This window comes from Humiphilus diazotrophicus, assembly GCF_059726315.1.
Map to the genome: position 1 here is coordinate 471,686 of NZ_AP040871.1, position 25,645 is coordinate 497,330.

The following is a 25,645-nucleotide window of genomic DNA, read 5'->3' on the forward strand; positions in this document are numbered from 1 at the left end:
CGCGACGCAAGACTACTCCTCACAAAGAGTGTTCTGTTTCGACATCAGAGGTTTGCCCACTTGTGGTTTGACTGGAATCTCCAGCTGCCAGGAAATCTATGAAGCCCAGCTTGGTTTAGCTGCTTCATAGATAGATATACGGCGAGAGACAGGAAAGGACACAAGTGAATTGCGCCGATATGGCACGCGTCGAGTGGGAAGATCGAGTGTCAATGAGGCCAGGTGGTATCGGCAAGAGGTTCCAGTAGTGAAAGGAGAGTTTTGGATGAGTCCCGCAGTACAGACAGGCATTTCAAAGGACAAGCGGTCGTGGACCACGCGGCGAGATGAGAAACATCGGCGCTTGAGTCTGATTCAGTCTCAAATGGAAAACAAGATTATCTCGGGAGCAGAGATTGTTGAAGTACTCGAGAAATTGATTGCTTCAGGGGACAAGATAGTTCTCGAAGGAGACAACCAAAAACAAGCCGACTTCCTTTCGCGTTCTCTGGTTCAGCTTGATTCCAAGAAGATCCATGATCTCCACCTGATCATCTCCAGTATTAGCCGTCCTGAGCACCTCACCCTCTTCGAAAAAGGCATTGCAAAGAAGGTCGACTTCGCTTTTGCCGGGCCACAGAGTCTGCGTGTTGCCCAACTGCTCGAAGACGGGCAACTGGAAATCGGTGCAATTCATACCTACGTCGAACTCTATGCGCGAATGTTCGTGGACCTTTGCCCTAATGTGGTTTTGGTCTGCGCAGAGAAGGCGGATCGACAAGGAAATCTGTATACCGGACCGAACACAGAAGACACTCCTGTAATCGTCGAAGCGGCAGCTTTCCATGAAGGCATTGTGATCGTTCAGGTAAACGAGATCGTTGATGAACTGCCGCGTGTCGATATCCCGGGATCCTGGGTTGATGTTGTGGTTCAGTCCGATCGTCCTTATGCTATAGAACCTCTCTTTACGCGTGATCCTCGTCAGATTAATGAACTACACATTTTGATGGCCATGATGGTAATCCGCGGGGTCTACGAGAAACATCAGGTTACGGCCCTGAATCACGGGGTGGGCTTTGACACTGCGGCTATCGAGTTACTGCTGCCCACGTATGGAGAGTCGCTTGGATTAAGAGGGAAGATTTGCCGTAACTGGACTCTAAACCCCCATCCGACATTGATTCCAGCAATTGAGAGTGGATGGGTGGAAAGTGTCCATTGCTTTGGAAGCGAAGTGGGCATGGCAAAGTATATTGCGGCCCGTCCCGATATCTTCTTTACCGGCCGAGATGGAAGCCTACGTTCGAACCGCGTTTTGTGCCAGCTTGCAGGTCAGTACGCCGTAGATCTGTTCATCGGTTCAACGCTGCAGATGGATGCGGATGGGAATTCCTCAACGGTAACGCTTGGGCGTCTTGCCGGTTTTGGCGGCGCTCCTAACATGGGACATGATCCCCATGGCCGCCGTCATGGAAGTCATGCCTGGCTCGATCTGATTACAGACAATGGAGCTGTCGTTCGGGGACGGAAATTAGTTGTACAGATGGTTGAGACCTTCCAGGCAGGAGGAGTTCCTGCTTTCGTGGAGACCTTGGATGCGGTAGAGGTTGGTAAGTCAAGTGGCATGCCGATAGCTCCGATCATGATCTATGGCGATGATGTCTCTCACGTAGTCACGGAAGAGGGCATCGCATATCTCTACAAGGCACAAGGTGTAGAGGAGCGTCGGGCTGCTCTCGCAGCAGTGGCTGGTGTTAGCCCGATTGGATTGAAGGCGGATGGGAAGCGAACTGCAGCATTGCGTCGGCAGGGCATTGTTGCATTGCCTGAGGATCTGGGTGTTCGCCGTACAGATGCTAAGCGTTCTCTTCTTGCCGCCCGCAGCGTAGAAGAACTAGTCGAATGGTCTGAAGGGCTGTATGAACCACCAGCCAAGTTCCGGAGTTGGTAATGCTAGAGCCGAAGATTCAGCATCGTTTTTGTGAAGAGCCTGAGTCCGATGTCCGCGCTTTCTGGGAATTCCCTCTAGCTCTTACTTCGGAGGAACTTGCCGGGATCGCAGTGGATGCTCTGATGGCTGAGGCAAATCTCACACCAAAACCTGCATTGGTTGATGGTAGAGGGCCGGGTGCACATAAAGATCTGACACTAGAGCTTCTATTTCGCTCTGCCCAATCGCTTCAACCATGGTTTTGCGAGATGGCTGCTGTTAGCCAGGAAGCATATCCTTGCCAGAATCTCCGGGAGGTTTTGGCGGCAATCGGTCGTCGCGGAGAAGAGGCGATGTATGCCGCCACCGGGGGATGCAATGCACATAAAGGTGCGATCTGGGCGTTGGGCTTGTTGATTGCGGGGGCGGCGATCTCTCAGATCAGGAATGCGAGGACGATTGCACATACCGCCAGCTTGATTGCCCGTTTTCCGGATTCGAAGCAGATTCCTCAGATTACAAATGGTGTTTCTGCCGCAGCAAAATTTGGTGTGAGAGGAGCTCGGGGTGAAGCTTGTGAAGGTTTCCCGCATGTCCTGAGGATTGGCTTGCCTATGTTACAGGAGGCGCGCAGACAAGGACTTCCTGAGCAGGTTGCACGTTTGGATACTTTGTTGGCAATCATGGCCGAGCTTGATGATACCTGTCTTCTTCATCGTGCCGGTATGACGGGCCTGATAACAGCAAAACGTGGGGCACGAATGGTTTTAGCTGCCGGAGGTACATCGACAGCGAGAGGACGAGAGGCGTTTCAACATCTGGATACGGCCTTGTTGGAACAAAATGCTTCGCCGGGGGGCAGCGCCGATCTGTTAGCTGCGACGCTATTCCTCGATTCATTGATAGAACCAGAAGCTGTGTTTTTCGATAGCACGGAAGAGGAGTCGCAAAGATGGAAAAAATGAAATTTGAGTATGCCGTTAGCGGCAAGGTTCCACGCCCGGCACATGTCGGCGTAGTTGGCTCGGGCGATCTGGAAGTCCTTCTGGAGGCGTCGAATGAGGGTAAAGCTTCGGTTCGTATCACCACCAGCGTTGATGGGTATGCTCCGGTGTGGAAAGAAGTAGTAGATCGTTTCTTTTCCAAGTATCAAGGAGCGGCAAGGATCGAGATCAATGATTTTGGCGCGACTCCTGGAACTGTGATGTTGCGTCTGGAACAAGCCGTGGAGGTGAGTGAAGCATGAGCGCAATCCTGGATTCAAAAATCGATTATCGAACGAGAAAGAGTTTCTTGGAGTTACATGCCAGAGAGCGTGCTCAATCTTTGCTGGATGAAGGAACTTTCCGCGAGCTATTGGGGCCGTTCGATCGCGTGATCTCACCCTGGTTGCCGATGCAGGACATCGTACCTCAGTTCGACGATGGATGTGTCGTCGCAAAAGGAAAGATTGATGGTGAGCCGGCGGTTGTAGTTGCCATCGAGGGAGCTTTCCAGGGTGGCAGCATTGGTGAAGTTTGCGGAATGAAGTTGGCTACCGCTCTTGAGCTGGCCCGCAAAGACAATGAAAAAGGAATTCGCACTCGCGCCGTTCTCTTGTTGGAAACCGGTGGCGTACGTTTGCAGGAAGCCAACCTGGGCCTCGCATTGATCGCCGAAATTCACGCTCAGATCGTTGCGCTTCGTCAATATGTCCCGGTAATCGGTGTTGTTGCCGGAATGGTTGGATGCTTTGGCGGAATGTCTCTGGCGGCTGCACTATGCACGTCACTGGTTGTGACTCGCCAAGCCCGTTTGGGTATGAATGGTCCTGAAGTCATTGAGCAAGAGGCTGGTATCGAGGAGTTCAACGCTGGGGACCGTGGCCTGGTTTGGGCCGTTGACGGGGGAGAACAACGCTATCTGGCAGGTTTCGCAGACGTGTTAGTTAACGACGATACCAGAGAGATTGCACAAGCAATAAGAAACGAAATTGCAAAGGGTGTTCCTTCGGTACATCGTAGCTCGAAAGTCGAGCACTATTGGAATCTACTTTCGGCAATGGATGCCAGCCAGCAATGGACAGCGGAGTTGATCCGTAAGCAATTCGGACGGGAGGAAGCTAAGTGAGCGGAACAGGTTGTCGTGGTCGAGTTTGGATCGAGGCATTGGCAGGCAAACAGAAGCAACGGGCGGACATGCCAGGTTCCATCCTTATCTCCGATACGGATTTGAATGGTGAAAAGGTCCGTTTCCTTTCTGTTGTTCCTAATCCGGAAAGTCGTTTTCCCCGTGTACGCAATGGAGAAGTTGGCCTGGAGGAAGGATGGAGCCTTGCTCGTGCTGTTCGCGAGGTAATCAAGGCCGACGCGAATGGTGAGAAACGGCCGATCATCGCTGTGGTTGATGTGAAAAGCCAGGCATACGGACGGCGCGAAGAGCTTGCAGGGATCCATCTTGCCTGTGCTGCGGCTGTCGATGCTTATGCAACAGCTCGTGCAGCCGGACATCCGGTTATTGCATTGGTTGTGGGGCCTGCTATTTCCGGTGCTTTCCTCTCGCATGGCTACCAGGCAAACCGTATTCTCGCGTTCAATACCCCTGAAGTAATGGTGCATGCAATGGGTAAAGCTGCTGCGGCGCGTATCACGAAACGCAGCATTGCTGATCTTGAGAAACTGGCTGAAGAGATCGTTCCTATGGCATATGACATCCGCAATTATGCGAAGTTGGGAACGCTACATAAGCTGCTCAATATCGTAAGCCCTGACAATCCACAAAAGAATGAAGTGGAAGCGATCAAGCGCGAGCTCACCGATGCTATAGCTGACGTCCGGAATGGCAAGAGGGATCTTAGCAACCGTTTGGAATCGGCAGGAGCTAAAGAGTTCCGTCGTGCTTCGATCGAAGTAAGGCGCAGATTAACTGAACAGTGGACAGAAGTATAAAGAGTAGAAAGAGGTAGGAAATGGGGCAGCAACTTGCTAATGCGCTAGTACCCGTCTTTTTTGTGATGGCCCTGGGTTTCTTCGCAGGGAAAAAGGGGATTGTCGATAACAAAAACCTGAAGAGCCTGATTCATTTTGTGATGATGTTTGCATTACCGTGTTCTCTATTCGGTGCTATAGCCAAAACACCGCGTTCCGTGGTTTTGCAGCATGGGAATTTGATTCTAGTTCTTCTTATTACGTATCTCTTGATCTATGGACTTGCCTTTTTCATTCAGCGCAAAATCCACGGATCCACTGCAGCTGTAAGTGCAGTTCATTCCTTGACGGTTGGCTTTCCTAACTGCGCTTCTATCGGTCTCCCCTTACTGGGAAGCGTATTCGGTTCACAAAGTGCATTAGCAGTTGCCATCGGCATTGCCGTTGGCTCCATGACTATCTCTCCTATTACCCTTGCTATTCTGGAAAGTAGTACTCCTGCCGGTCAGTCATTATCTGTAAGCCGACGAGTTTTGATGGCGACGTGGAAATCTATTACCAAGCCGGTGGTGTTGGGTCCTTCTTTGGGCGTGATTGTTGCTTTGCTCGGTCTTCAGATTCCTGAGGTTGCAAGCCGTTCACTCAGCCTTATCGGCCAGGCTACTGCGGGTGCGGCGTTGTTCCTGACTGGATTGATCCTTTCTGCTCAACCATTCAAGATAAACGGAAATGTTTTGAGCGGGATTGGTTGGAAGAATGTTCTTCAACCCGCAATAGCTTATTTCCTGGTTCGCGCTATGGGCGTGCCGGTTGTCATTGCCGGTGAGGCAGTCCTGCTGACAGCAATTCCCACAGGCTTTTTCGGACTTGTCTTTGGTGCTGGCTATGACACTAAACCTGTAGTAGCGAGTTCCTCGCTTATTGGTAGTTCGGTACTAGCGATAGGAACATTGGCTGCTTGGATTCTGATCTTAGGCGGAGCACACTGAGTCATGATTGGCGGAACGGACACTGCGTTACAACACTATGCTGCACATGATCTTTTGCTTCTTGACAGCGCAGATAGCTTTATAGCCGGTGTTCCGTTTCAACCATGGGTGCGCGAAGCGTTAACACTTACAAAAACCGTCGTAGTGCGAAGAGGCATGTCTTCGGTGAATCAGATTCCAGTTGGAGTAAGAGGTCATTCTCGTTCACAGCGCTGTGCTGGTTTTGTTTCTCAGCAAAATATCCTGGCAGTTTCCACGCCGGAATCAATTGTAAGGCGAAAACTATGGAGGACAGCCTTGCGACGGGAACAGATACCAGCCATCGGTCATCTTGAAATCATTTTTGAGGCTTGGAGGGAACTGGGTATTTCGTGGGGACCTACAGGAAGTGTCGCGTTTGAGCTGGTGACAGGAATGACATCGGCAAGGCTTGAGAGCGACTTGGATCTTAGGATTATTGCGGCTGAGAGATTATCGACTGAGTTTGCTCAAGAACTTCTCGTTGTTGCCACTTCCTCGGAGATACGGATCGATATTCAGATGGAAACGCCCAACGGTGCGGTAGCTCTAGCAGAGTATGCAAGTAAAAGCTCCACCATGCTTCTGAAGACCGAGAAGGGGCCGATGTTGGTCAAGGATCCTTGGCTGGAGATTGTTTCTTCAAGGAGTCTACAGTGAGTATTGCGTTTCTTTTCCCAGGACAAGGATCTCAATATCCAGGTTTCCTTCACGAGTTGCCGGATCATCCCGTTATCGCGGAGACTCTGAGGGAAGCTCAGGAGTATTCCTCCGAGGAAATAATGGGTATGGACACCGAAGAGTCTCTACGCTCGACTGTTGCTGTCCAGTTATCCATTTATGTCGCTGGCGTGGCGAGCGCAAGAGCTCTGATTGCAGAAAAGGTGGAGCCTGGGGCCGTCGCGGGGCTTTCCGTAGGAGCTTTCGCTGCGGCGGTAATTTGCGGAGCGCTCAAATTCTCCGATGGCTGGAGACTCGTTGAGCAGCGAGCGAGAGCGATGGAGAACCTCTACCCTCAAGGATATGGACTGGCTGTTATCAATGGCTTAAGAGAGAAGCAGGTCGCAGAGTTAGTTGCACATTACCAGTCTTCTAGTGCACCGGTGTTCTTGGGAAATATTAATGCTCCTCAGCAAATCGTCATAGCAGGTTCGAATGAAGGTATGAACCGGGTGCTAGATGCAGCAAGAGCAAAGGGAGCCAGGAAGGCGGAACGTCTCCCGGTTAGTGTTCCATCCCATTGCGCACTGCTCTCTTCTGTGGCGAGAGGGCTGGAAAAGACTCTGGCATCAATGGAGCTGAACGACCCCAGAATCCCTTATGTGAGCAACAGGAGAGCACGCCCACTTCGTAAGATAGAAGCAATCAGGGAGGATTTAGCTACCAACATAGAAAATCCGGTTCGCTGGCACGATGCTACTTCTATCTTGGTCGAACTCGGTGGGACTGTGTTTCTGGAGATGCCTCCTGGTCATGTCCTTGCCTCTCTTGCCAAAGATGCTTTTCCCGATATATTCGCATTAGCACTAGATGGTGTTGCAATTCGTTCCATACAGCAACAGCTTAACAACCTGGGATAAGGCCCGCTAAATCGCCGGTCTATCTAACATTGTAAAAAATGTAGGACGGGGTAAGGACGTCCTTTCCGTCTGTTCTACTCGGACCTTCTTGCGTCAAAATTCCCCTGCCACTAAGGCCGATTATGGAAAGTTCACTGAGACAAGGTCATCAGCTATAAGTGGAAAGTACGAGTGTATTTTATGAAATCAGAAAAGGTAACAATCGCAAGAGCAATTCTAGTGGGGTTGCTTCTCTCTGCAGGAATGATAAACTGCATGGCGCAACAGCAGGCAGGGAAAACAGATGATGCAAAGTCTAATAACTTTGCATTGCGGTATAAAGGCGTTACAGTGGCTCCGGGTGGTTACATCGCTGGAGTGGCTATTTGGCGTCAGCGTAATGCGACCTCCGATTCAAGCACAAACTTTGGAGCTATTCCATTACCGGGAACCGCGAATTACTACACTACAGAATGGCGCGAGAGTGCCCGCAATAGCCGGGGAACTTTGACTGTCAAGGGTAGTGAAAAGGGAGTGGCGTTAACTGGATATCTTGAGTTTGATTGGGGAGCGGCTCCCTCGAATGCAAATGAAAGCCAGAGTAACGCATTCAGTCCTCGGCTTCGCCAGGGATACGGCGAGGCGAGATTTGCGGGGAAATGGTATTTCCTTGCAGGGCAATCATGGTCACTCCTCAGTTCGAGCCGCCAAGGGGCTGATCCAGAGCGCATGGCAATCCCCCTGACAATCGATAATCAGATTCTTCCGGGGTATACTTATGCCCGCCAAACGGGCTTTCGGATTACACGGAATTGGAATGATAAGTATGCTTTAGCTCTGGCTCTTGAAAATCCTGAAACGAATGCCAGTTTCGGGGCAAATGTTTCTGCTTTGAGCAATGTTACATACAATAGCTCCGGATCTGCATTTCTCTCCAACGGAACTAATTACAGCACAGATGTAGCTCCAGATATTATCGTGAAAGCAGCTGTCGATGGAACGCGTGGCCACTTCGAAGTCAAGGAGATCACTCGCTTTTTCCGTGATCGAATCACTCCAAAGGGTGCGACACAGACGAACGGCTCCTACAACGATACTCGGACGGGTGCTGCCATCGGAGCCTTTGGACTTTTGCACGCGCTTCCGGGAAAAGTGGACTTGATGGCACAGGGGATCTACGGGAATGTTGGACGCTACTCAGGTGCGGGTTCCATGACCGACGTGACCTTTCGCCCGAACGGAACTATGGCTCCATTGAAGTCCCTTCAAGGATGGGGCGGCATCGAATACCATTACAGCCCGAAGCTTACTGTCTTCGGGTATGAAGGTGGAGACTATTTGAATCGCGTGAAGTATAAGCAGGCCGATGGTTCGGCTTTGGGATACGGAAACCCAGATGCTAAGGGATCAAGTTTCGATAATCGTCTTGTTTTTGCGACGAGCATCGGATATAGCTATCGGATCTTCAAGGGCTCTATAGGAAGCTTTGAAACGGATACGGTATATACCTACATCGGTCGCAGCACCTGGAGGAATCAAAGCGGCGCTCCAAAGGCGAATGATAATACCGCTATGGTGAGAGTTCGCTATATTCTCCCGTAGGATGTCACTTTTGAAGAGCCACCTCTAAAAGTGTTGTTAACCTTGCAAAAGCTTCGAGCGGCCAACCCAGGAGAGTTAGTCTGATCGAAGCTTTTGTCCTTTTCTGCTGTTTACGCATAGCATCTTGCGGACAGAAGTGCAACTTTCCTTGTGGCGTTGTGCTGCAAGGACTCTATAGAGCAAAACCAGCGTTACTATGTCCTATCCAAATTCAGCGCTGTGCAGGTTTTCTTGACGAAAAACCTGCACAGGAAGTTGTGGCTCGGGATACACCTATGCTGGTCTTGCTCTAGTTGCCCCAGGTGAATTCAATAGGCTTTTGTATTTCTGGGTGAAGACTCTTGTGCACAGGACAGGTGTGGGCAGCTCTTTCCAGTTTCAGCCTGTGCTCTTCGCTAACAGGATGTGGTACATGAATTTTGACTGCCAGCTTGTGAATCATTCTCTCCGGCGCGTTAGCCATCTCTTTTTCTACTGTTGCCGTGGTACCGGCCAAGTCGAGGTTGAGTGAGCGCGCCATGATGCCTATGATCGTCAGTATGCAGCTGCCTAGCGCTGTCGCCACGAGGTCGGTCGGCGAAAAACTCTCTCCCAGCCCTTGATTATCTTTCGGGGCATCGGTGGTGAGGACAGTTTGGGATGGACCATGTACTGCTTTGCAGTGAAGGTTCCCCTGATATTCCAATTCAATTGTGACCATTCTGATTCCTCTAAAAAGATAGTGTAATGGTAGTCAAGACAATGTCCAGATGCCAAATTCTTGGGTCTCGCAATTTACGTTGGGGCTACGAGAATTGTTCCCGGAATCCAGTAAGAACGGCGATAACTCTGCATCGTTTCGACACCGACAGTTTCAGCGACCTTTCCAGGCATTAGCGTGAAATTCGCTGTCGCCGTCTGGCCTGTGACTAGAGTGATATCAGTTTGAACAACGGTCAACGCGCTACATGGGTTTCGCAACTGGCATACCTCGCTCCCCGCGGCCCGCGACGTACTTGGTCATTAGCGCCGGTCTTTCCCGATCCCCAGAACAAAGGCTATGCGGATGTTGCGATTCCGACAGGAGGTATCTATCCTCTATTGGCGTTTGCAAAATTCAGATGCAACAAGTAACCAGAGCCACTGGGACGAAGAATCCGTTGTATATAACCCGCCATGCAGTAGACGTTGCACGCACCTCTCGCTTCAGTCGTTGACGATCGTGTCATTTCTCTTTATGGAAGAGGTTCCTCGCCAAGTTGCTCGCGCACCATGTACTCGGCATACCAGTCCGGCCAGTTCGGATCTACCTGCCCTGTTCGTGCTTCATGCTGTCCGTGTGCAGCTGCAGCGCGTCGTAAGGCCTGTGACAGGTCGCCAGCTGAGGAATATGTTGTGTTGCCTGCGATGCGGCCGGGAAGCCGCGTCGTAACCTTCTGTAACAGCCATCCATTACCGTCCGGATCGCTGAATGAGGCGAATGAGTGGTAGCTGCGATGCTCCGGGTCGAGACCGGCAATCCGGATTCTGCCAAAAAGGTAAGGTTGATCGGTTCCAGCGTACACACCTCCAGCATCGTGGAAGATCTCGCTGATTTCGACCCCACGATTGAGCAACTCTCTTCGGGCGGCATCAATATCTGACACTATCAGGTAGAGTCCCTGGGCTGAGCCGGGTGTTGCTGCCGTGACGTTTTTGCCGAAGATGAGCGAGCACTCTGAGCCTGGAGGCGTGAACTGGACTACCCGATAGTCATCACCATTTGTGAAATCTGCATCGAGCCTCCATCCGAGTCGCTGGTAGAACTCTTTTGCGCGATCAACATCCGAAACCGGTATGACAACGACTTCAAGCTTTGTATCGATCTGGGCAACATCTGAGTCCCAGATGGTTGCGTTGATAGAAACGTCCTTTACGAGCTTCGTCATATTCTCTTCTCCTTATTGAATGAGTAAAGCCGGACTTGAAGACTGTAGCTTTGGTAGAGAGATTCTGTATGTATTCTGGTTCACTCTTGTCCAAAACAGGAATTCGGTGCAAGTTAGGATGACATAGTGGCAAGGCTGCGCCGTTCTGATAGGTTGAGTTTGCGAAGACTTGACCGTCAGAGGAGGACGCAGCCTTGTCTACAGTATCCAGCATTTTCTCGCAGATTCTGAAATTGATTCCGCGTGGCGATTTCGACGCCACGGTACGCAAGCACGGGGCCGAGCGCAACGCCAAGGGTTTCACCTCGTGGGGCCAGTTGGTTGCCATGCTCTTCTGTCAACTGGGCTCGGTTTCCAGTCTGCGCGACATCACCAACGGCTTGGCCGCCAGCGAAGGCAAGCTGCGACATCTTGGTTTGCCAGAGGCTCCCAAGCGCTCCACGCTGGCCTATGCCAACGCGCACCGTCCCAGCGCCGTTTTCGAAGATCTCTTCTATCGCTTGCTGGAGTCGGCCCGCAGCCATGCGCAGCAAGCAAAAGTTCGCCACAAGTTCCGCTTCAAGAACAAGCTGTTATCGATTGACGCCACCACGATTGAACTCTGCGCTTCGGTCTTCGATTGGGCGAAGTTTCGCCGTACCAAGGGCGCGGTCAAGCTGCATCTGATGCTTGATCACGACGGCCTTTTACCCTGCTTCGGCGTGATCACCGATGGCAAGCAGCATGAGGTCAAGGTCACGCGCCAGTGGCAGTTCGAGGCGGGAACCGTTCTGGTCTTTGATCGCGGCTATACCGATTACGACTGGTTCGCACAATTGACCAGCCAAAAGGTATTTTTCGTTACCCGCCTGAAGGCCAACGCGGACTACATCGTGGTTGAAGACAGGCCCCTTGCTCCAGGCAAGGGGATCGTTTCGGATCAGATCCTCTGCATGACCAGACAGGCCATGGACAGCGACACTCCACCCATGATGCGCCGCATCGAGTTCTTCGATGAAGAGCAGCAGCGCACGCTGGTCTTCCTGACCAACCACCTGAAGCTGGCTGCCGCCACCATTGCTGCGGTCTACAAGGATCGCTGGAAAATAGAGCTATTTTTCAAGGCGCTCAAGCAGACGCTGAAGGTGAAAACCTTCGTCGGCACCACGGCCAACGCGCTGAAGACTCAGATATGGACGGCGCTGATCGCTATGCTGCTGGTCAAGATCCTGCACATGCGGTCGAGCTTCGGCTGGCATTTATCCAACTTCATGGTGTTGCTGCGCCAGCAACTGTTCGTCTATCGAGACCTCTGGAAGTGGATCGACGAACCCTTCCAAGCACCAGAGGATACTTCTCCACCGCAAATGATGCTGGCCTTTGCCTAAGTTGGACAGCAACCCCAATAGATACGTCCAGCAACACAACAATAGCTAAGAAAAAGGAGAAGCAGATTGGACAGCACATAGGTCCGGCACATAACCCCTCTTACCCCCAACCCGGTTTGCTCTCAAACCATGGACGGGAATCTATGTCCTTTCATTCCTCAATCTGTCCAGCTCAGCCTTCGCTGTCTTGGACGGCAGTGATTCTGGTTATAACAATTGATTGACGTCGATCACGGCCTGGGCAAAGGCCTGAGGAGCTTCTTGCGGAAGATTGTGGCCAATCCCACCGGATATGTTTCGATGTTGGTATTTACCGGAAAATTTGCGAGCATAGACAGATGGATTCGGATGTGGCGCACCGTTGGCGTCGCCTTCAAGAGTAATTGTGGGCACGTTGATAACTGGAGCTTGGGCAAGTCGCTTTTCGAAATTCGCGTATTTGGGTTCACCCTCGGCTAGTCCAAGGCGCCATCGATAGTTGTGTACAACGATTGCGACATGATCCGTGTTATCGAAAGATGCTGCGCCGCGTTGGAATTCTGTTTCATCGAAATTCCATTTCGGTGAGGCAAGCCTCCAAATCAACTTTGCAAAATCCCGCCGGTATTTATCGTAGCCAGCCTGACCGCGTTCTGTAGCGAAGTAGTACTGATACCACCATTGAAGCTCCACTTCAGGCGGCAGCGGGGCTTTTCCTGCTTCCTGGCTGCTGATCAGATATCCGCTGACTGAAACGAGTGCTTTGCAGCGGCTCGGCCAGAGTGCCGCTATGATACCTGCAGTCCGGGCACCCCAGTCGAATCCGGCTAGAATTGCCTGGTCAACTTTGAGAGCATTCATAAGTTCAACAGCGTCCAAGGCCAACGCCGATGGTTGGCCATTTCGGAATGTTTCACTGGAGAGAAATCGTGTCGTACCATAGCCACGCAAATATGGCACGATGACTCTGAACCCTGCTGAGGCCAAAAGCGGTGCGACATCAATATAGCTATGAATGTCATAGGGCCAGCCGTGTAAAAGCATGACCGGCTGTCCTCCCGGAGGTCCGGTTTCGGCATAGCCGACATTCAAAACCCCAGCCTCGATTTGTTTCAAGTTTCCGAAATTGTTGGTTGTGACAGTGCCATTTTTCTTTGCAATGTCAGTTTGTGCAGCGAAAAGGGAATTAGTGAATATTGCTGCGCCTGCCGAAAATCCCGCGGTCTTCAATAGCTGGCGCCGCGAAAGTTCCTTTATTCTTTTCTGGTCCATAGTGAATCTCTCCGGATTTATAGAGCATTTCCCGCATAGGTATAGAGGCACCAAGGATAGAGGAATCGGCTTTCTTCCCTCCCCAGCAAACATAAAGGCATGTTTGCTAGCGTAACGACTTGAATGCGGCGCGCAATTCTTCGCTAAAGAGCTGAGGTTGTTCCCACGCGGCAAAATGTCCACCTTTATCGACCTGATGGTAGTAAATAAGCTTGTGGTAGCTCCGTTCGGTCCAGCTCCTGGGAGCGCGATAGATTTCGCCAGGGAACACGGTTACAGCGGCGGGAAGTGAGATGTCCACCGCATTAAAGTTATTTGCATTGTTTTCCCAATACAGCCGCGCGCCAGAAGTGCCCGTGTTTGTAAGCCAGTAGAGTGTGATGTCATCAAGCATTTCGTCACGCGTGAGTTCCTGCTCAGGATGGCCATTGGTATATGTCCAATCGGCAAATTTGTCATAGAACCACGCGGCAATTCCAACAGGTGAATCCGCCAAACTGTATCCCAGAGTTTGCGGACGAGTAACCATCATCCCCGCATATCCTGAGCCTTTTGTGTACAAGGCGGTCATTCCTTCATATGCCCTCTTTTCATCAGCAGAGAGATCTGTTGGAGCAGGTGCTCCGGCGGCAAGATCTTTTGCAACTTCCGGAGGTACAGTAGCGGGCATGTTGACGTGGATGCCAAGGAGTCCTGGAGGTGCTTGGCGTGCCATGACATCTGCGATTACCGATCCCCAATCCCCGCCTTGTGCAACATAATGCGTATAGCCAAGGCGTTTCATCAGCTCATCCCAGGCTCGTGCAATATGATCAGGGTTCCATCCCGCTACTTGCGGCCTACCAGAAAAACCGTATCCCGGCATAGAGGGAAGAACGAGATCAAATGCGTCGTCTGCGCGTCCTCCGTAAGCAGGTGGATCGGTGAGCGGACCGATTACCTTGAGGAGTTCAAAGACTGATCCGGGCCAACCGTGGGTCATAATTAACGGCATAGCGTTTGGATATTTGGAGCGAACCCAAACGAATTGAATGTCGACATCGTCGATTGTTGTCATGAATTCCGGCAAAGCATTTAGCTTAGCTTCCGCCCTTCTCCAGTCATAACCTGTGTGCCAGTACTGCACGAGATCCTTCATTATGGCTAGTTGCACGCCTTGCGATCGATCCATGACGGTTTCAGAATCCGGCCAGCGCGTTGCTGCGAGACGTCGGTGGAGATCGACGAGTGCTGTTTCCGAAACTTCAATGTGGTAGGGCCTAATTGTGCCGGCATTACCTGAATCCTTGGGAGCAGAAACAGTCGAGGGCAGCGAGGATGCGTTTGCAATTGCGACTGGAGTTGACTGCGCCTTGACACTGCTGGCGATGAAGAGAAGTGCCATCAGGAGTAGTCCTGCTACTGTGATAGGCATTCTGCAACGTTTTGTCCGTGACAACTGGGAAGCGGATGTAGAAATTGTTGCCTGGGTCATGGTGTATGTCCTCACTATGTTGTTGCTTATGTACTCGAATCGGTTCGAACGCAATCGAACGTTCATGATTAAGCCAGAGGAAGTAGAGTGATTCCATTAGACCAAGGTATAGATCGATACCTTAGTTCAAACTTATGTGAGCGGGAACAAAACTATCTTTGAGCGTGAATGACTCAACTCTAGAGCAAGCTAACAGATTGTTGCCGGGGCGAAGCCATGTTGTGACAGGGACAGTCCTGAGACAACGTGCTTATTGCAGACACGTTGTCTCACCTGGAGTAGGGCACGCTAGCTCTTAATCTCAAGCAGCGTTTGTTGCAGGAATGCTTGTGACACGGAGCTTTGCTGCCATGTTTACCAGATCGGCGAACGAGCCCGCTTTCATTTTTCGCATGACATTGCCACGATGCGCTTTTACTGTGACTTCACTGATGCCGAGTTCTCCTCCCACTTGCTTGTTAAGCAATCCGGAGACTATCAATCTCATTACTTCGCGTTCGCGACGAGTGAGCGACCGATAATCTGTTCGCAGTGTGTGCAATTCATTTTCGCGGCCGAGAGCAGCCTGGCTGCGCTTGAGTGCATGCCTGATCGTATTCAATAGCACTTCGATATCGAACGGCTTAGTTAAGAATTCAAGAGCTCCACGTTTAATTGCTTGTACAGTCGTGCGTATATCGCTATGCCCAGTGAGAAAAATAATTGGCATGTCACTGCGTTCGGCAGCGATGCGCTGCTGAAGTTCGAGACCGCTGATATCTGGAAGAGCTACGTCAAGGACTAGACAGGAGGGAGTAGCAGATCGTGGGCGGGCGAGGAATTCCCGCGCAGAGGCGAAGGTCTCCGGTTTCCAGCCGGCGGTGCGGATAAGCAGTGCCAACGATTCGCGGAGCGTAATGTCATTATCGAGAACGAAAACGATCGGGGTGGAAGCGTGTAACATGCGCTATAACCTCCATTGGCCAAATGCGCCCGCTCAATCATCGTTGTCTCCGAGATATACCACACTGAGAAGTTAGCTCAGCAAGAATGCCCGATAGCCAGATTCAGCGAGATCAGATGGTCGGGTAGTTCAATCATCGTCGAAAATTCTGATCGGCGATTGAAGAAATTGTCACAGAGTTACAGTGCGAACAAATCCCCAGATCGAGCTTAATTGAAGCTGAATCGTGTGAAGGAATGCCTCTTTCGAGTCAAAAAAGTCCCTTGCGCGGAGGGCAGATTACCACTCTTGCTTGGCAAGCAGGCGACGGCGATCTCTCATTTTTCAAGGTCGATTCTTTTCCATCCAAAGAGCCAGGCATCGATAGATACAGCTCCGGGCCCTACAAGTGCTAGTGCTACGCCCATTGCTGCCAGCAAAATGCCAGGATATGAGTATTCATGCTGAACGAGAATTCCCCAGGCAGAGATTACGATGATAAGAGATCCTGCAATTGGAGTCCACAGCCCTGCGACCAGCAGTGTACCGTCTCCGATCGCTAGCAGACCGAGAATCATAGGTCCAATTGTTTGGCCGGCCTGAAATTTTTCGGCTCCGTCGATAATGAGAGATCCGCCTGCAACAATCCGCATCAGAAACAATCCGACCCCGGGCCAACCACGAGCAAAAGTTGAGAAAAGGCGACGCACAGGTACCTCTTGACGAGGCTACTGAATCATCATTGCCTGCTATAAGCCCCAAAAGGGTGGAGCATAGACTCTTTCGAGTTTTTACAGGTCTCAAAGTTCATTACGCCCTGGTACATAAGCTGTGTCTTGGAATTCGGATTGGAAGAAGGGGGCAAGGCAGGATCTATTTCGCAGGTCTTGGTTGAATCCGCAGTGTTCTAGAGTTCGATAATTCCGCGTTTCAGGCCTATTGTCGCCGCGTGAGTTCTATCGTTGGCGTTCAGTTTGGAAAGAATGTTTTTGACGCGGCCCTTTACGGTCTCTTCGGTAATCGACAGCAGATCGGCAATCTGCTTGTTTGCGTTTCCTGCAGCAATGAGTCGGAGTACCTCTACCTCGCCCGGGGTCAAGGCATCATCCGTGGCGTGCTCGGCTAATTCGAAGGACGCTTCCGGCGATAGAGCTTTCTTGCCGGAGTGAACCGCCCGAATCGTTTCTATAAGATTTTTGTGCAAAGTGTTTTTTAGAAGATAAGCTCTGACTCCGGCCTTCAAAGCACGTAAAACCTGTACATCGCCGTTGTAGGTGGTGAGTACGATGATCTTTGCATCGGGGAATTCGCCGCGAATTGTAATAATTGCGTCCAGTCCATTCATTTCCGGCATTTGCAGATCCATCAGAGTGATGTCAGGTTGGTGTGATCGGAATTGCTGGATTGCTTCGAGACCGCTGCAGGCTTCCGCAATCAATTTCAAATCCGGCTGATCAGCCAAAAGGCTTGTAATGCCTTGGCGAAAGATAGGGTGGTCATCGACAACCAGAATTCGAATTACCTCGGAAAGAGTATTCATTACCTTAGCTCCGCCAGAGTCGGAATGGTAGTGGCCAACGCGAAGTACGCGACTTTGTGAAAGTGCTTGCAGCTGGAATCTCTAACTCAATTTCGGTTCCCGTGCCGAGTTGGCTCCAAACTTCGAACATGCCACCGATAAGTTTGGCCCGTTCCCGCATGCCACGCAAGCCCCAATGCCCAGCGGCATGGTCACGGCTAAGAATAAGTGGATCGATACCCTTGCCGTCGTCTCGAATTCGAAGCCGCAAGCTTTGCTCACTGTATCTCATTTCTACCTCGATTCGGTGGGCATCTGCGTGCCGGATCGCATTTCGCAAAGCTTCTACTCCGATCCGATATACTTCATCGCGAACGATTGGATTGAGAGGTTGAGGTGTCCCCTCTACCTGAACACGAAGCTCGGGACTTTTTCCCGCTTCTGGGTCTGCCAGAAGTTCCTTACCGAAATTGCCTATAGCTTGGCAAAGTTCAGTTGAGTGCAATCCCTCCAGGCGCAATTGATGTACCGCATCTCTACCCTCGGTGATGGCATTCGCTGCCAAATCAATAGCGCTGTCAATACGTACTTTAGCCTCATCAGGCCGTGATGGCAGTAGGTTGGATACGGCCTGGAAGCGTAGCAGCAAACCGTTGAAGCTTTGCAGTAGGGTGTCGTGCAGTTCACGGGCAATTCGAGTTCGCTCATCAACACGTGCATCGAGGGCAACATTGAACTGTTGCTCGAGCTGTTTCAGACGTATGAGGTAGATTGACCAAAGCAGAGCGAGGAATGCCGCAAGGCAAAGTCCACGGAACCATAAAGTCTGATACCAGGCAGGTAAGATCTCGATGTGTAGACGTGCGTTCAGCGGACTCCATGGACCGCGGCTGGTTGCTCCCTGTACTTCGAATATATAGGTACCTGCAGGAAGAGTGGTGTAGTTAGCGATACGTTGGTCGCTGCCTACTTCGTGCCAGCTCTTGTCAAGTCCCTCCAGCTTGTAGCGATATCGGTTTGTCTGCGCATTGAAAAAGCTCAAAGCCGCAAACTCGATCGAGAAAATATTCTGTCGATGCGATAGTGTTATCGAACTAGACTGCGTAATCGATTGTTTGAGCGGTGATCCTGAGCCGATTGGAACCGGGCTCCCTGACAACCGGAAATCAGTCAAAACGGTTCTTGGTACAAATGAACTATTTATGATCTTGCCTGGATAGAACGCGGTTGCTCCGCTGAATCCGCCGAAGAACATCTCTCCGGAGGGGCTCTGATTGCACGCCCCCCAACCTGTGAGATCCTGTCCGGGAAGTCCATCGGCAGCGGAAAAGTTTTGGAACTGTCGCGAACGTAGATCGAAGCTAGATAAGCCGTTGTTGGTACCCATCCAAAGTACGCCGTGTTTGTCTTCTTGAATGCAGCTAACTACATCACCGGCCAGACCATCCCTCTCGTAGTAATTTGTAAAGGTCCCAGTCTGCCGATTGAATTTCGCAAGGCCATCCTGTGTACCCACCCACAAATTCCCCTGACGATCGAAATGTACTGAGTTCACACGATTATCACTTAGCGAATTTAGATCATTCGGATTGTGTTCGTAGATTCTGAACTGTCCGGTCTTAGGATCGAAACGATGCAGTCCTGACTGTGCACCTAGCCATAAGAATCCCTCACTGTCTTCTCCGATTTTTTGGTACTGGATAGCGTTCTGGTTTTCGGGCGTGTACATAATGAACTGTCCGGTAGCCGGATCAAAACGGCCAACCCCACCATACATGGCGGCCCACAGATGTCCCTGGTGGTCATAGATCATTTGCATAATCGGATTAGTGAGATGAGGTACTACTCCACGTAGATAAGGGCTCATCTTGCCTGTTTCTCTATCGATTCGTTGGAGACCCTGGTGAAATGTTCCGCAGAATAAACCCCCCTGGGGATCTTCAAGTATGGAGAGTATTTCGTTACCGACACCGGATCCTGCTGGCACGATATTGCTCCCGGAACGTCGATCAATACGATTCAGTCCACCCATGGAGCCAATCCAAAGAATGCCCTTGTGATCCTCATAGATTGAGGTGACGAGCGGGTTAATTAGGCTCCCTTGTTGATACGTAAAGTTTTCGAAAGGGAGAGGTTGTTCCGAGAAGAAGTTGGGTTCCGCTACTTGAAAACACGTCCAGATAATTCCCTCGGTATCCTGATAAAGGAAGATCAAATTGTCCGACTCCAGGCTTTCCGTATCTATAGGGTTATTGTGATAGCGAAGGATTCTGTTGTGGTCTCGATCCAGCTTAAGCAGGCCACCTGTGGAACTGAACCACATTGTCCCGTTGCGGCTCCGGATCATTCCTGAAATGAATGCTTTGGAGGGTATTCCTCGCAACTTGTAGTTGATCGAATGGCACTTTACAACATCGTTTTCGAGATTCCAACTTGCTAAGGCGCACGACGAATCCCCTGTGGCTATCCAGAAGTCACCAGATTTGTCTTCATAAACCAAGCTGGTTTCAATATGGATAGGGGCTCGTCGTCTGACCTTTCCTGTGGTCCGATCTAGTTCCTCAAGTCCATTGGCACTCGCTATCCACAGCCGTCCCTCCCTGTCTTCTGCCGCCATATTGATGCGATTTGCAGAAATGCTATTGGGATCCTGCGGGTCATGAACATATCTTGTGGTTTGTCCGTTAGTCGGATCAAATCTGTACAGTCCCTTGGCTGTTGCCAACCACAGGGTGCCGGTGTGATCCTCTGCAATGCGGTCGATTGGGGTAGACAGTTGATGAGAGGTGTCGGTGGAGATGCGATAGTGTGTGAATGTCTCTGGGCCTGGCTCAAATCGGTCGAGAAACCGGTCGCATCCAACCCACAGGGTGCCGGCATGATCGATAAAGAGGCTGCGAACGTAGACGCAGCTCAGACTTCCAGGTTGGCCGGGCTCGTGCTTGAATACTTTCGATTTATACCCGTCGAACCGGTTAAGTCCGTATTGTGTTCCGAACCATATGAAACCTACTTTGTCCTGTACGACCCAGGAGACTCGAGTCTGTGATAAGCCGGTTCCCGCAGAAAGTCGCCGAAAACGAATATCGTTTCCATCGACAACGTCGATGTTTGCCGGGAGTCTATCTTCCGATAGATTGCGGTTGGCAGTGGGAGAGAGTTTTGATGCTGCTTTCGCATACGAGGCAATTAAGGATATAGGAAGAACGGAAATGGTTACACAAAGCAGAAGCTGAAATCTCTGCCGATATCCTAGGCGGCGGACAAGTTTACGTCTCGGTTTCGTGAAAAACACGCTTACCTCAATGGATTTGGTGCTTATTCTTGCGTCGGGCAGACTTCTGCGGTTTGCGCAGATTCATCGCTAACGATTGCTCCTTAAGATGAGCGAGTGATTTTCATGGATCTCTCATCTTTCCATGCATTTATCTTTCGTATGTAGCTTTGTGCTGTCCGGAACATCTATGGATGCCGACTTACATAGGTGTGACTGCAAACCTGGATTTTGAGTGATGGTGCGCTTACGTCCACTAAAGCAGGGAAATCAATCCGTAGTCCGAATACCCTGATCATCATAACTCTAATGCGCGTAAATGGGATTGCTCCCAATAATCGTTTCCAGAGGCGTTGATCGATACCTTTGTCCAATACCACTCTCCTGCTCAGTCTGGCCTAATCGCAAATACAGGGGGAGCTGCCGGTGGTGCGATCAGCGAGGTCTAGGGGGCTGAATAACGGTTTGGCTCTGCAATGCGAACAGAGCTCTGAGATGCCGAACCGGGAGTGTCCCTTGATGCAATTTGTAGGCTGGAGAAAAACAGATGTCTAGAGAAATCGACCACAATCGCCGGCGTTTTCTTGGCACGGCAGCAATGGCATTCGCGATTACTTCGGTTGATCTATTTGGTTTCCAGATAAGGTTACCGTTCGAGGGCGAATTCCCTGCATTACACGGCGCTACTGCATGGTTGAATTCGAGCCCCCTGGAGAAGGCGAGCCTGCGCGGTAAAGTTGTCCTTATCAATTTCTGGACCTACTCGTGCATTAACTGGCGTCGCTCTCTTCCGTATATTCGTGCGTGGGAGAAGAGATATAGAGAATATGGATTAGTGGTAATCGGTGTACACTCACCTGAATTTGTCTTCGAGAAAGATATTGATAATGTTCGTCAGGCCTCGGCAACCATGACGATTGACTATCCGATTGTCCTCGACAACGAGTATGCAATTTGGAGAGCCTTCAATAATGAATTCTGGCCAGCATTCTATTTCATTGATCACAAGGGACATATCCGCCACCAAAAATTTGGAGAGGGTGATTACGACCAGTCGGAAGCGGTCATTCAACAGCTGTTGGGTGATGCTGGCGCACAAGGTTTTGGCTCCGGGTTTACTCCCGTCAATGCTTCAGGTGCAGAGGCAGCGGCAGATTGGCTCGATTTGAAATCTGCAGAAAACTATCTGGGATATGAACGTACCCAGAACTTTGCCTCTTCCGGAGGCTTGACTATGAACAGGCCTCATGACTACACCCTTCCTCCAAAATTGAAGCTGAACCAGTGGGCGCTTATGGGAAGTTGGACGGTTGAAAAACAGGAGATTCGGCTGAATACGCCCAATTGTCGCATCGCTTACGGTTTTCACGCGCGTGATCTTCATCTTGTTATGGGTACTGAGATGCGGGGAGCTCCCATTCGATTTCGCATACTCATAGACGGACAAATGCCTGGTTCCGCACGAGGAAGTGATGTCGATGAGCACGGAGAGGGTGTCGTGAATGAGCCGAGAATGTATCATCTCCTTCGGCAGCCGCAACCGATCATTGATCGAAAGTTTGAGATCGAGTTTCTTGGCGCTGGCGTGAAAGCCTATTCGTTTACATTCGGCTGATCTACATGAGGAATCTCAATGGTTCCCCTAGTCAATGATTTTTGAAAAAGGCTATAGAAGGGCGTCAGTCCAGAGATGATACCGCGTTTCTCGGTGGGGGGAAGAGTATAGGAAGCCTCTCCTGTATCAAAGGATAAGGGGAGGCTTCCTGTTGCCATCTGTGACTGTCGAAAGTTCTATGTGCCATCCGGTGTTCTCTCTCTAGACTGCTTTCACCGGCCTGGGGATAAAGCACTCTCTTCTACGTGTGAAGCCATGAACTGGTGGACAATTGTTGTAATCTCATCTGCTTTTGTATCGAGAGCAAAGTGACCCGCGTCGAGCACGTGGAGTTCTGCGTTTGGTACATCCTTGCGATATCGCTCAGGTTCTCCAAGATCGAAGGAGAGATCATGCTTCCCCCAAATTACCAAGAGCTTGGGCTGTGTCTTTCGCATCCATGCTTGCCATTTCGGGTATGCTTCCACATTCGTACGATAGTCATAGAAGAGATCGCTTTGAATCTGGGCTTGGCCTGGAGTATTCAAAAAGGCGAACTCATCAGTCCAGAGATCCGGGTCATACAGTTCAACGTTCGGGTCGTCGCCGACATGGCGAGTCCTGGTAACCTGAAGAGACAACAGGTTTTTGCGAAGTGCTTCTTCATTTGCCGAGCGATTCTCCCAGAATGCGCGCCTGGTCGCCCAGTTAGCTCCCAAGCCTTCATTGTGGGCAACGGCGTCCTGTACGATTAGTACCTGAATCCGTTCTGGATGCATCAGTGCCATCCGAAAACCGACAGGTCCACCGTAATCCTGCATGTAGAGAGAGTAGTAAGGTATTCCCACGGCCTTTGTAAAATCATTCATTATTTGTGCGATGTGGTCGAAGGTGTAGGCAAACTCTTTCGGATCAGGCCAATCACTATGCCCAAATCCTGGATAATCGGGCGCAATCAAGTGGTATTTGTTGGCGAGTCTCGTCAGCAAAGGCTGAAACATCCGCGACGAAGATGGCAGTCCGTGCAGCAAGAGGAGCGTTGGCGCGTCTTTAGGGCCCGCTTCTCGATAAAAGATGGAAATTCCATCTACTTTTACTGTGCGATAAAACACCCGATGTTCCATGGTCTCAACTCTCTTTGGGGCACCGAGGCCCAGTGTTGTTGCGAACACGATCACAAGCATTAGTAAAACCCGAGTACTGGATAAGAGCGCTGTCATACGTCCCTCGATCTACTCAGTGACTTCAAGAATTACTTCGAGTTCAATCGGCATGCCAAGTGGGAGACTGGCAACCCCGATTACGAGTCGGACTGCCGCCTTGTCGCTACCGAAGATATCCCGAAAGAGATCGGAAGCCCCATCCGCGACTTTGGGCTGGTCGAAGAAATCTCCAGCGGTCGCGATGAACACACCCAGCCGGATTATCCTTGCGATGCGGTTGAGCGAACCCAAATGCTGTTTTGCCGCCGCCAATGCACTTAATGCTGCTGCGCGGGCGGCGTCTCGGCCAGCCTCGGTATCCAGCTCCTTTCCTAACCTGCCAAGATACTTGGGCTTGTGGTCAATTACTGGCAACATTCCGCTGAGAAAAAGCAGGTTGCCGGTTTGTAGTGCCTCGACGTAGGTGCCGAATGGGGTTGGAGCACTCGGAAGCTGTATTCCAAGGTCCTTCAGGCGATCTTCTGCACTGCCCGCCTGCGAACCCTTCACGCTTACCACTTTCCTACGTGTGCACCACCATCCACGTGCAGCACCTCCCCGGTGACATAACGAGCTTCAGCTAAATACACCACGGCATCAGCGACGTCTTTTGCTTCAGAAACAGCTCCCATGGGCGTAAGTGTCTTTAGCAGGTCCTTGTTGTCATTGCCATGCATAGGCGTATTCACAACTCCTGGCGCAACAGCGTTGAAACGGATGTTTTTCGCTGCATACTCATTGGCCAGACTTAAAGTAATTGCGTTCAGTCCTCCTTTTGTGATCATCGGGATAGACGCTGGTACAGAGGCGATAGGATTATCAGCTAAGGCAGCTGTAATGGTTGTGACACTTCCCCCTGTACCCTGCCGCAGCATCTGCTTTACCGCCAGTTGAGTAAGAGAGATGAATCCGTTGAGATTGATGGAGACGAACCTGCGAAATTCGTCTTCGGTATAGTCGGTAAAAGGTTTAGCAGCAAAGATGCCTGCATTATTAACAACATGGTCAATTGATCCGAATTGAGAAGCCGCATTTTCGGTTATCTTTTCCGCTGTCTCCTTTTGTCCGATGTCACCTTCAACAAGTGCCAGGTTTGTAGCTGGAGTGAATTCTCCTCGCGAGAAGGTGAGCGAGTTTGCAACTACGTTGTAACCACGATGAAGAAAGGCCTGGACGATGGCTGCTCCAATTCCTCGTGACGCTCCAGTCACGAGCACCGTCTTATTGTTGGTCATGGTGGACTCCTGGTTCGTGGATGGGTTTCCAGTTCAAGCCCTTGCTAATCCCGGATAGAAGTTTTGTGTGAAGCTCGGCCAAGATCAGTGGTCCTTATCTTGGCCGATGTCCTGTGCAGGATGGCAAAGCTGACTCTCGATTTGGACTTGATTCCTAGGCAGCTTTTTCTGTGGCGACCAACTTTAGGAGCGCCTGGGCTGCAGATGTTGACGATGCGGGATTCTGTCCGGTGATGAGCCGTCCATCGACGATAGAGAAGGGCTGCCAATTGGGAACTTTCTCAAATTTCGCTCCCAGCCGTTTTAGCTCATCCTCAACAAGGAAGGGAACAACATTGGTAAGGTTTACTTCCTCCTCTTCCCCGTTCGTAAAGCCGGTTACTCGTTTTCCTTTGACGATTGGCGCGCCGTTGTAGGTGACTCGATGAAGTACGCCAGGAGAATGACATACTAAGGCCACCGGTTTGCCCGAGTTATAGAAGGATTCAATCAGTGCAATTGAAACCGGACTTTCTGCCAGATCCCACATGGGACCGTGTCCACCTACATAGAATACTGTGTCGTAATCGTCTGATTTCACATCGGTAAGCTTGACCGTGTGAGCGAGTGCTTGTTGTGCAGATTCATCCTGTTTAAATCGCGCCATTGCAGAGGTTTGATTTTCGGGCAGATCGCTCTTTGGATCGACTGGAGGCTGTCCGCCTTTAGGAGAAGCAAGCGTCAGTTCAACACCTGCATCTCTAAAAACAAAGTAGGGCGCAGCAAATTCCTCAAGCCAGAAACCTGTTTTGCGGCCGGTATTCCCGAGTTGATCATGCGACGTAAGTACCATCAGTATTTTCATGTTCCGACTCCCTCTTCTTCGCTATGCAGATCCGGGCTGAATCGGATCGATGAATGAAATCTAAGCAGAA

24 protein-coding genes are annotated in these 25,645 nt (G+C 50.8%); 11 read left to right on the top strand and 13 right to left on the bottom strand.

What is annotated here, in order from left to right:
• The first annotated feature begins 265 nt into the window (after positions 1 to 265).
• From mdcA to AC6I7T_RS32000, 9 genes are all read left to right on the top strand, one after another.
• Positions 266 to 1,933 carry a malonate decarboxylase subunit alpha gene (gene mdcA / locus AC6I7T_RS31960; protein ID WP_497794675.1) on the top strand — a complete coding sequence of 556 codons (1,668 nt, stop codon included), beginning with the start codon at positions 266 to 268 and terminating at the stop codon, positions 1,931 to 1,933.
• Positions 1,933 to 2,877: a triphosphoribosyl-dephospho-CoA synthase gene (locus AC6I7T_RS31965; RefSeq protein ID WP_497794677.1), complete on the top strand. Its 945-nt coding sequence runs from the start codon at positions 1,933 to 1,935 to the stop codon at positions 2,875 to 2,877. Before mdcA ends, AC6I7T_RS31965 begins: the two co-directional genes overlap by 1 nt.
• On the top strand, positions 2,865 to 3,158 hold the full coding sequence (locus AC6I7T_RS31970) for a malonate decarboxylase subunit delta (protein ID WP_497794678.1): 294 nt from the start codon (positions 2,865 to 2,867) through the stop codon (positions 3,156 to 3,158). The genes AC6I7T_RS31965 and AC6I7T_RS31970 overlap by 13 nt, the downstream gene beginning before the upstream one ends.
• Complete coding sequence (locus tag AC6I7T_RS31975) at positions 3,155 to 4,021, top strand: biotin-independent malonate decarboxylase subunit beta (RefSeq protein WP_497794679.1); 867 nt, start codon at positions 3,155 to 3,157, stop codon at positions 4,019 to 4,021. Before AC6I7T_RS31970 ends, AC6I7T_RS31975 begins: the two co-directional genes overlap by 4 nt.
• Positions 4,018 to 4,839 carry a biotin-independent malonate decarboxylase subunit gamma gene (gene mdcE / locus AC6I7T_RS31980; protein WP_497794681.1) on the top strand — a complete coding sequence of 274 codons (822 nt, stop codon included), beginning with the start codon at positions 4,018 to 4,020 and terminating at the stop codon, positions 4,837 to 4,839. The genes AC6I7T_RS31975 and mdcE overlap by 4 nt, the downstream gene beginning before the upstream one ends.
• Positions 4,840 to 4,859: 20 nt before the next feature.
• Positions 4,860 to 5,807: an AEC family transporter gene (locus AC6I7T_RS31985; protein ID WP_497794682.1), complete on the top strand. Its 948-nt coding sequence runs from the start codon at positions 4,860 to 4,862 to the stop codon at positions 5,805 to 5,807.
• Positions 5,808 to 5,810: 3 nt separating this feature from the next.
• Positions 5,811 to 6,485 (top strand): malonate decarboxylase holo-ACP synthase, encoded by a 675-nt coding sequence (locus tag AC6I7T_RS31990; protein ID WP_497794683.1) that lies wholly within the window; start codon positions 5,811 to 5,813, stop codon positions 6,483 to 6,485.
• Positions 6,482 to 7,405, top strand: a complete 924-nt coding sequence (gene mdcH / locus AC6I7T_RS31995; protein WP_497794685.1) for a malonate decarboxylase subunit epsilon — start codon at positions 6,482 to 6,484, stop codon at positions 7,403 to 7,405. The genes AC6I7T_RS31990 and mdcH overlap by 4 nt, the downstream gene beginning before the upstream one ends.
• A 180-nt stretch (positions 7,406 to 7,585) precedes the next feature.
• Positions 7,586 to 8,986, top strand: a complete 1,401-nt coding sequence (locus AC6I7T_RS32000; RefSeq protein WP_497794687.1) for a hypothetical protein — start codon at positions 7,586 to 7,588, stop codon at positions 8,984 to 8,986.
• Between the two features lie 289 nt (positions 8,987 to 9,275).
• Here the strand turns inward: AC6I7T_RS32000 and AC6I7T_RS32005 are convergent, their stop codons facing one another.
• The 3 genes from AC6I7T_RS32005 to AC6I7T_RS32015 all read right to left on the bottom strand — a co-directional run bounded on the left by AC6I7T_RS32005 (position 9,276) and on the right by AC6I7T_RS32015 (position 10,893).
• The gene (locus tag AC6I7T_RS32005; RefSeq protein WP_497794688.1) at positions 9,276 to 9,686 is read right to left on the bottom strand and encodes an OsmC family protein; all 411 of its coding nucleotides are present in this window, start codon (positions 9,684 to 9,686) and stop codon (positions 9,276 to 9,278) included.
• 74 nt (positions 9,687 to 9,760) lie between these two features.
• Positions 9,761 to 9,946, bottom strand: a complete 186-nt coding sequence (locus AC6I7T_RS32010; protein WP_497794689.1) for a hypothetical protein — start codon at positions 9,944 to 9,946, stop codon at positions 9,761 to 9,763.
• A gap of 254 nt (positions 9,947 to 10,200) precedes the next feature.
• Positions 10,201 to 10,893, bottom strand: a complete 693-nt coding sequence (locus AC6I7T_RS32015; RefSeq protein ID WP_497794691.1) for a VOC family protein — start codon at positions 10,891 to 10,893, stop codon at positions 10,201 to 10,203.
• Between the two features lie 194 nt (positions 10,894 to 11,087).
• Between AC6I7T_RS32015 and AC6I7T_RS32020 the strand changes: the two genes are divergently transcribed.
• Positions 11,088 to 12,260, top strand: a complete 1,173-nt coding sequence (locus tag AC6I7T_RS32020; RefSeq protein ID WP_497794692.1) for an IS4 family transposase — start codon at positions 11,088 to 11,090, stop codon at positions 12,258 to 12,260.
• A 207-nt stretch (positions 12,261 to 12,467) separates the two neighbouring features.
• On the opposite strand, the gene AC6I7T_RS32025 is transcribed toward AC6I7T_RS32020, so the two are convergent.
• The 6 genes from AC6I7T_RS32025 to AC6I7T_RS32050 form a co-directional block, all read right to left on the bottom strand.
• Complete coding sequence (locus tag AC6I7T_RS32025; protein WP_497794693.1) at positions 12,468 to 13,511, bottom strand: alpha/beta fold hydrolase; 1,044 nt, start codon at positions 13,509 to 13,511, stop codon at positions 12,468 to 12,470.
• 106 nt (positions 13,512 to 13,617) lie between these two features.
• Positions 13,618 to 14,895: an epoxide hydrolase family protein gene (locus AC6I7T_RS32030; RefSeq protein WP_497795554.1), complete on the bottom strand. Its 1,278-nt coding sequence runs from the start codon at positions 14,893 to 14,895 to the stop codon at positions 13,618 to 13,620.
• Between the two features lie 391 nt (positions 14,896 to 15,286).
• On the bottom strand, positions 15,287 to 15,928 hold the full coding sequence (locus AC6I7T_RS32035; protein ID WP_497794694.1) for a response regulator transcription factor: 642 nt from the start codon (positions 15,926 to 15,928) through the stop codon (positions 15,287 to 15,289).
• 317 nt (positions 15,929 to 16,245) lie between these two features.
• The gene (locus AC6I7T_RS32040; RefSeq protein ID WP_497794695.1) at positions 16,246 to 16,617 is read right to left on the bottom strand and encodes a DoxX family protein; all 372 of its coding nucleotides are present in this window, start codon (positions 16,615 to 16,617) and stop codon (positions 16,246 to 16,248) included.
• A 197-nt stretch (positions 16,618 to 16,814) separates the two neighbouring features.
• A complete protein-coding gene (locus tag AC6I7T_RS32045) occupies positions 16,815 to 17,447 on the bottom strand; it encodes a response regulator (protein WP_497794696.1) in 633 nt (210 codons plus the stop codon).
• A gap of 4 nt (positions 17,448 to 17,451) precedes the next feature.
• A complete protein-coding gene (locus AC6I7T_RS32050) occupies positions 17,452 to 20,721 on the bottom strand; it encodes a sensor histidine kinase (protein ID WP_497794698.1) in 3,270 nt (1,089 codons plus the stop codon).
• 526 nt (positions 20,722 to 21,247) lie between these two features.
• On the opposite strand from AC6I7T_RS32050, the gene AC6I7T_RS32055 reads away from it, so the two are divergent.
• Positions 21,248 to 22,315, top strand: coding sequence for a redoxin domain-containing protein (locus tag AC6I7T_RS32055; RefSeq protein WP_497794699.1), 1,068 nt, complete (start codon positions 21,248 to 21,250; stop codon positions 22,313 to 22,315).
• A 212-nt stretch (positions 22,316 to 22,527) separates the two neighbouring features.
• Here AC6I7T_RS32055 and AC6I7T_RS32060 read toward each other — a convergent pair whose 3' ends face one another.
• The 4 genes from AC6I7T_RS32060 to AC6I7T_RS32075 form a co-directional block, all read right to left on the bottom strand.
• Entirely contained in the window at positions 22,528 to 23,418 is an 891-nt protein-coding gene (locus tag AC6I7T_RS32060; RefSeq protein WP_497795555.1) for an alpha/beta fold hydrolase, read from the bottom strand.
• A gap of 108 nt (positions 23,419 to 23,526) precedes the next feature.
• Positions 23,527 to 24,015 carry a RidA family protein gene (locus tag AC6I7T_RS32065; protein WP_497794701.1) on the bottom strand — a complete coding sequence of 163 codons (489 nt, stop codon included), beginning with the start codon at positions 24,013 to 24,015 and terminating at the stop codon, positions 23,527 to 23,529.
• Positions 24,009 to 24,731 (bottom strand): SDR family NAD(P)-dependent oxidoreductase, encoded by a 723-nt coding sequence (locus AC6I7T_RS32070; RefSeq protein ID WP_497794703.1) that lies wholly within the window; start codon positions 24,729 to 24,731, stop codon positions 24,009 to 24,011. Before AC6I7T_RS32070 ends, AC6I7T_RS32065 begins: the two co-directional genes overlap by 7 nt.
• A gap of 154 nt (positions 24,732 to 24,885) precedes the next feature.
• On the bottom strand, positions 24,886 to 25,575 hold the full coding sequence (locus AC6I7T_RS32075; protein ID WP_497794704.1) for a type 1 glutamine amidotransferase domain-containing protein: 690 nt from the start codon (positions 25,573 to 25,575) through the stop codon (positions 24,886 to 24,888).
• Positions 25,576 to 25,645 lie beyond the last annotated feature (70 nt).

Coding starts and splice junctions, on each gene's coding strand:
- mdcA (WP_497794675.1), top strand. CDS start 266: ATGAGTCCCGCAGTACAGACAGGCATTTCAAAGGACAAGCGGTCGTGG.
- AC6I7T_RS31965 (WP_497794677.1), top strand. CDS start 1,933: ATGCTAGAGCCGAAGATTCAGCATCGTTTTTGTGAAGAGCCTGAGTCC.
- AC6I7T_RS31970 (WP_497794678.1), top strand. CDS start 2,865: ATGGAAAAAATGAAATTTGAGTATGCCGTTAGCGGCAAGGTTCCACGC.
- AC6I7T_RS31975 (WP_497794679.1), top strand. CDS start 3,155: ATGAGCGCAATCCTGGATTCAAAAATCGATTATCGAACGAGAAAGAGT.
- AC6I7T_RS31985 (WP_497794682.1), top strand. CDS start 4,860: ATGGGGCAGCAACTTGCTAATGCGCTAGTACCCGTCTTTTTTGTGATG.
- AC6I7T_RS31990 (WP_497794683.1), top strand. CDS start 5,811: ATGATTGGCGGAACGGACACTGCGTTACAACACTATGCTGCACATGAT.
- AC6I7T_RS32000 (WP_497794687.1), top strand. CDS start 7,586: ATGAAATCAGAAAAGGTAACAATCGCAAGAGCAATTCTAGTGGGGTTG.
- AC6I7T_RS32005 (WP_497794688.1), bottom strand. CDS start 9,686: ATGGTCACAATTGAATTGGAATATCAGGGGAACCTTCACTGCAAAGCA.
- AC6I7T_RS32015 (WP_497794691.1), bottom strand. CDS start 10,893: ATGACGAAGCTCGTAAAGGACGTTTCTATCAACGCAACCATCTGGGAC.
- AC6I7T_RS32025 (WP_497794693.1), bottom strand. CDS start 13,511: ATGGACCAGAAAAGAATAAAGGAACTTTCGCGGCGCCAGCTATTGAAG.
- AC6I7T_RS32030 (WP_497795554.1), bottom strand. CDS start 14,895: ATGGCACTTCTCTTCATCGCCAGCAGTGTCAAGGCGCAGTCAACTCCA.
- AC6I7T_RS32035 (WP_497794694.1), bottom strand. CDS start 15,928: ATGTTACACGCTTCCACCCCGATCGTTTTCGTTCTCGATAATGACATT.
- AC6I7T_RS32045 (WP_497794696.1), bottom strand. CDS start 17,447: ATGAATACTCTTTCCGAGGTAATTCGAATTCTGGTTGTCGATGACCAC.
- AC6I7T_RS32055 (WP_497794699.1), top strand. CDS start 21,248: ATGTCTAGAGAAATCGACCACAATCGCCGGCGTTTTCTTGGCACGGCA.
- AC6I7T_RS32060 (WP_497795555.1), bottom strand. CDS start 23,418: ATGGAACATCGGGTGTTTTATCGCACAGTAAAAGTAGATGGAATTTCC.
- AC6I7T_RS32070 (WP_497794703.1), bottom strand. CDS start 24,731: ATGACCAACAATAAGACGGTGCTCGTGACTGGAGCGTCACGAGGAATT.
- AC6I7T_RS32075 (WP_497794704.1), bottom strand. CDS start 25,575: ATGAAAATACTGATGGTACTTACGTCGCATGATCAACTCGGGAATACC.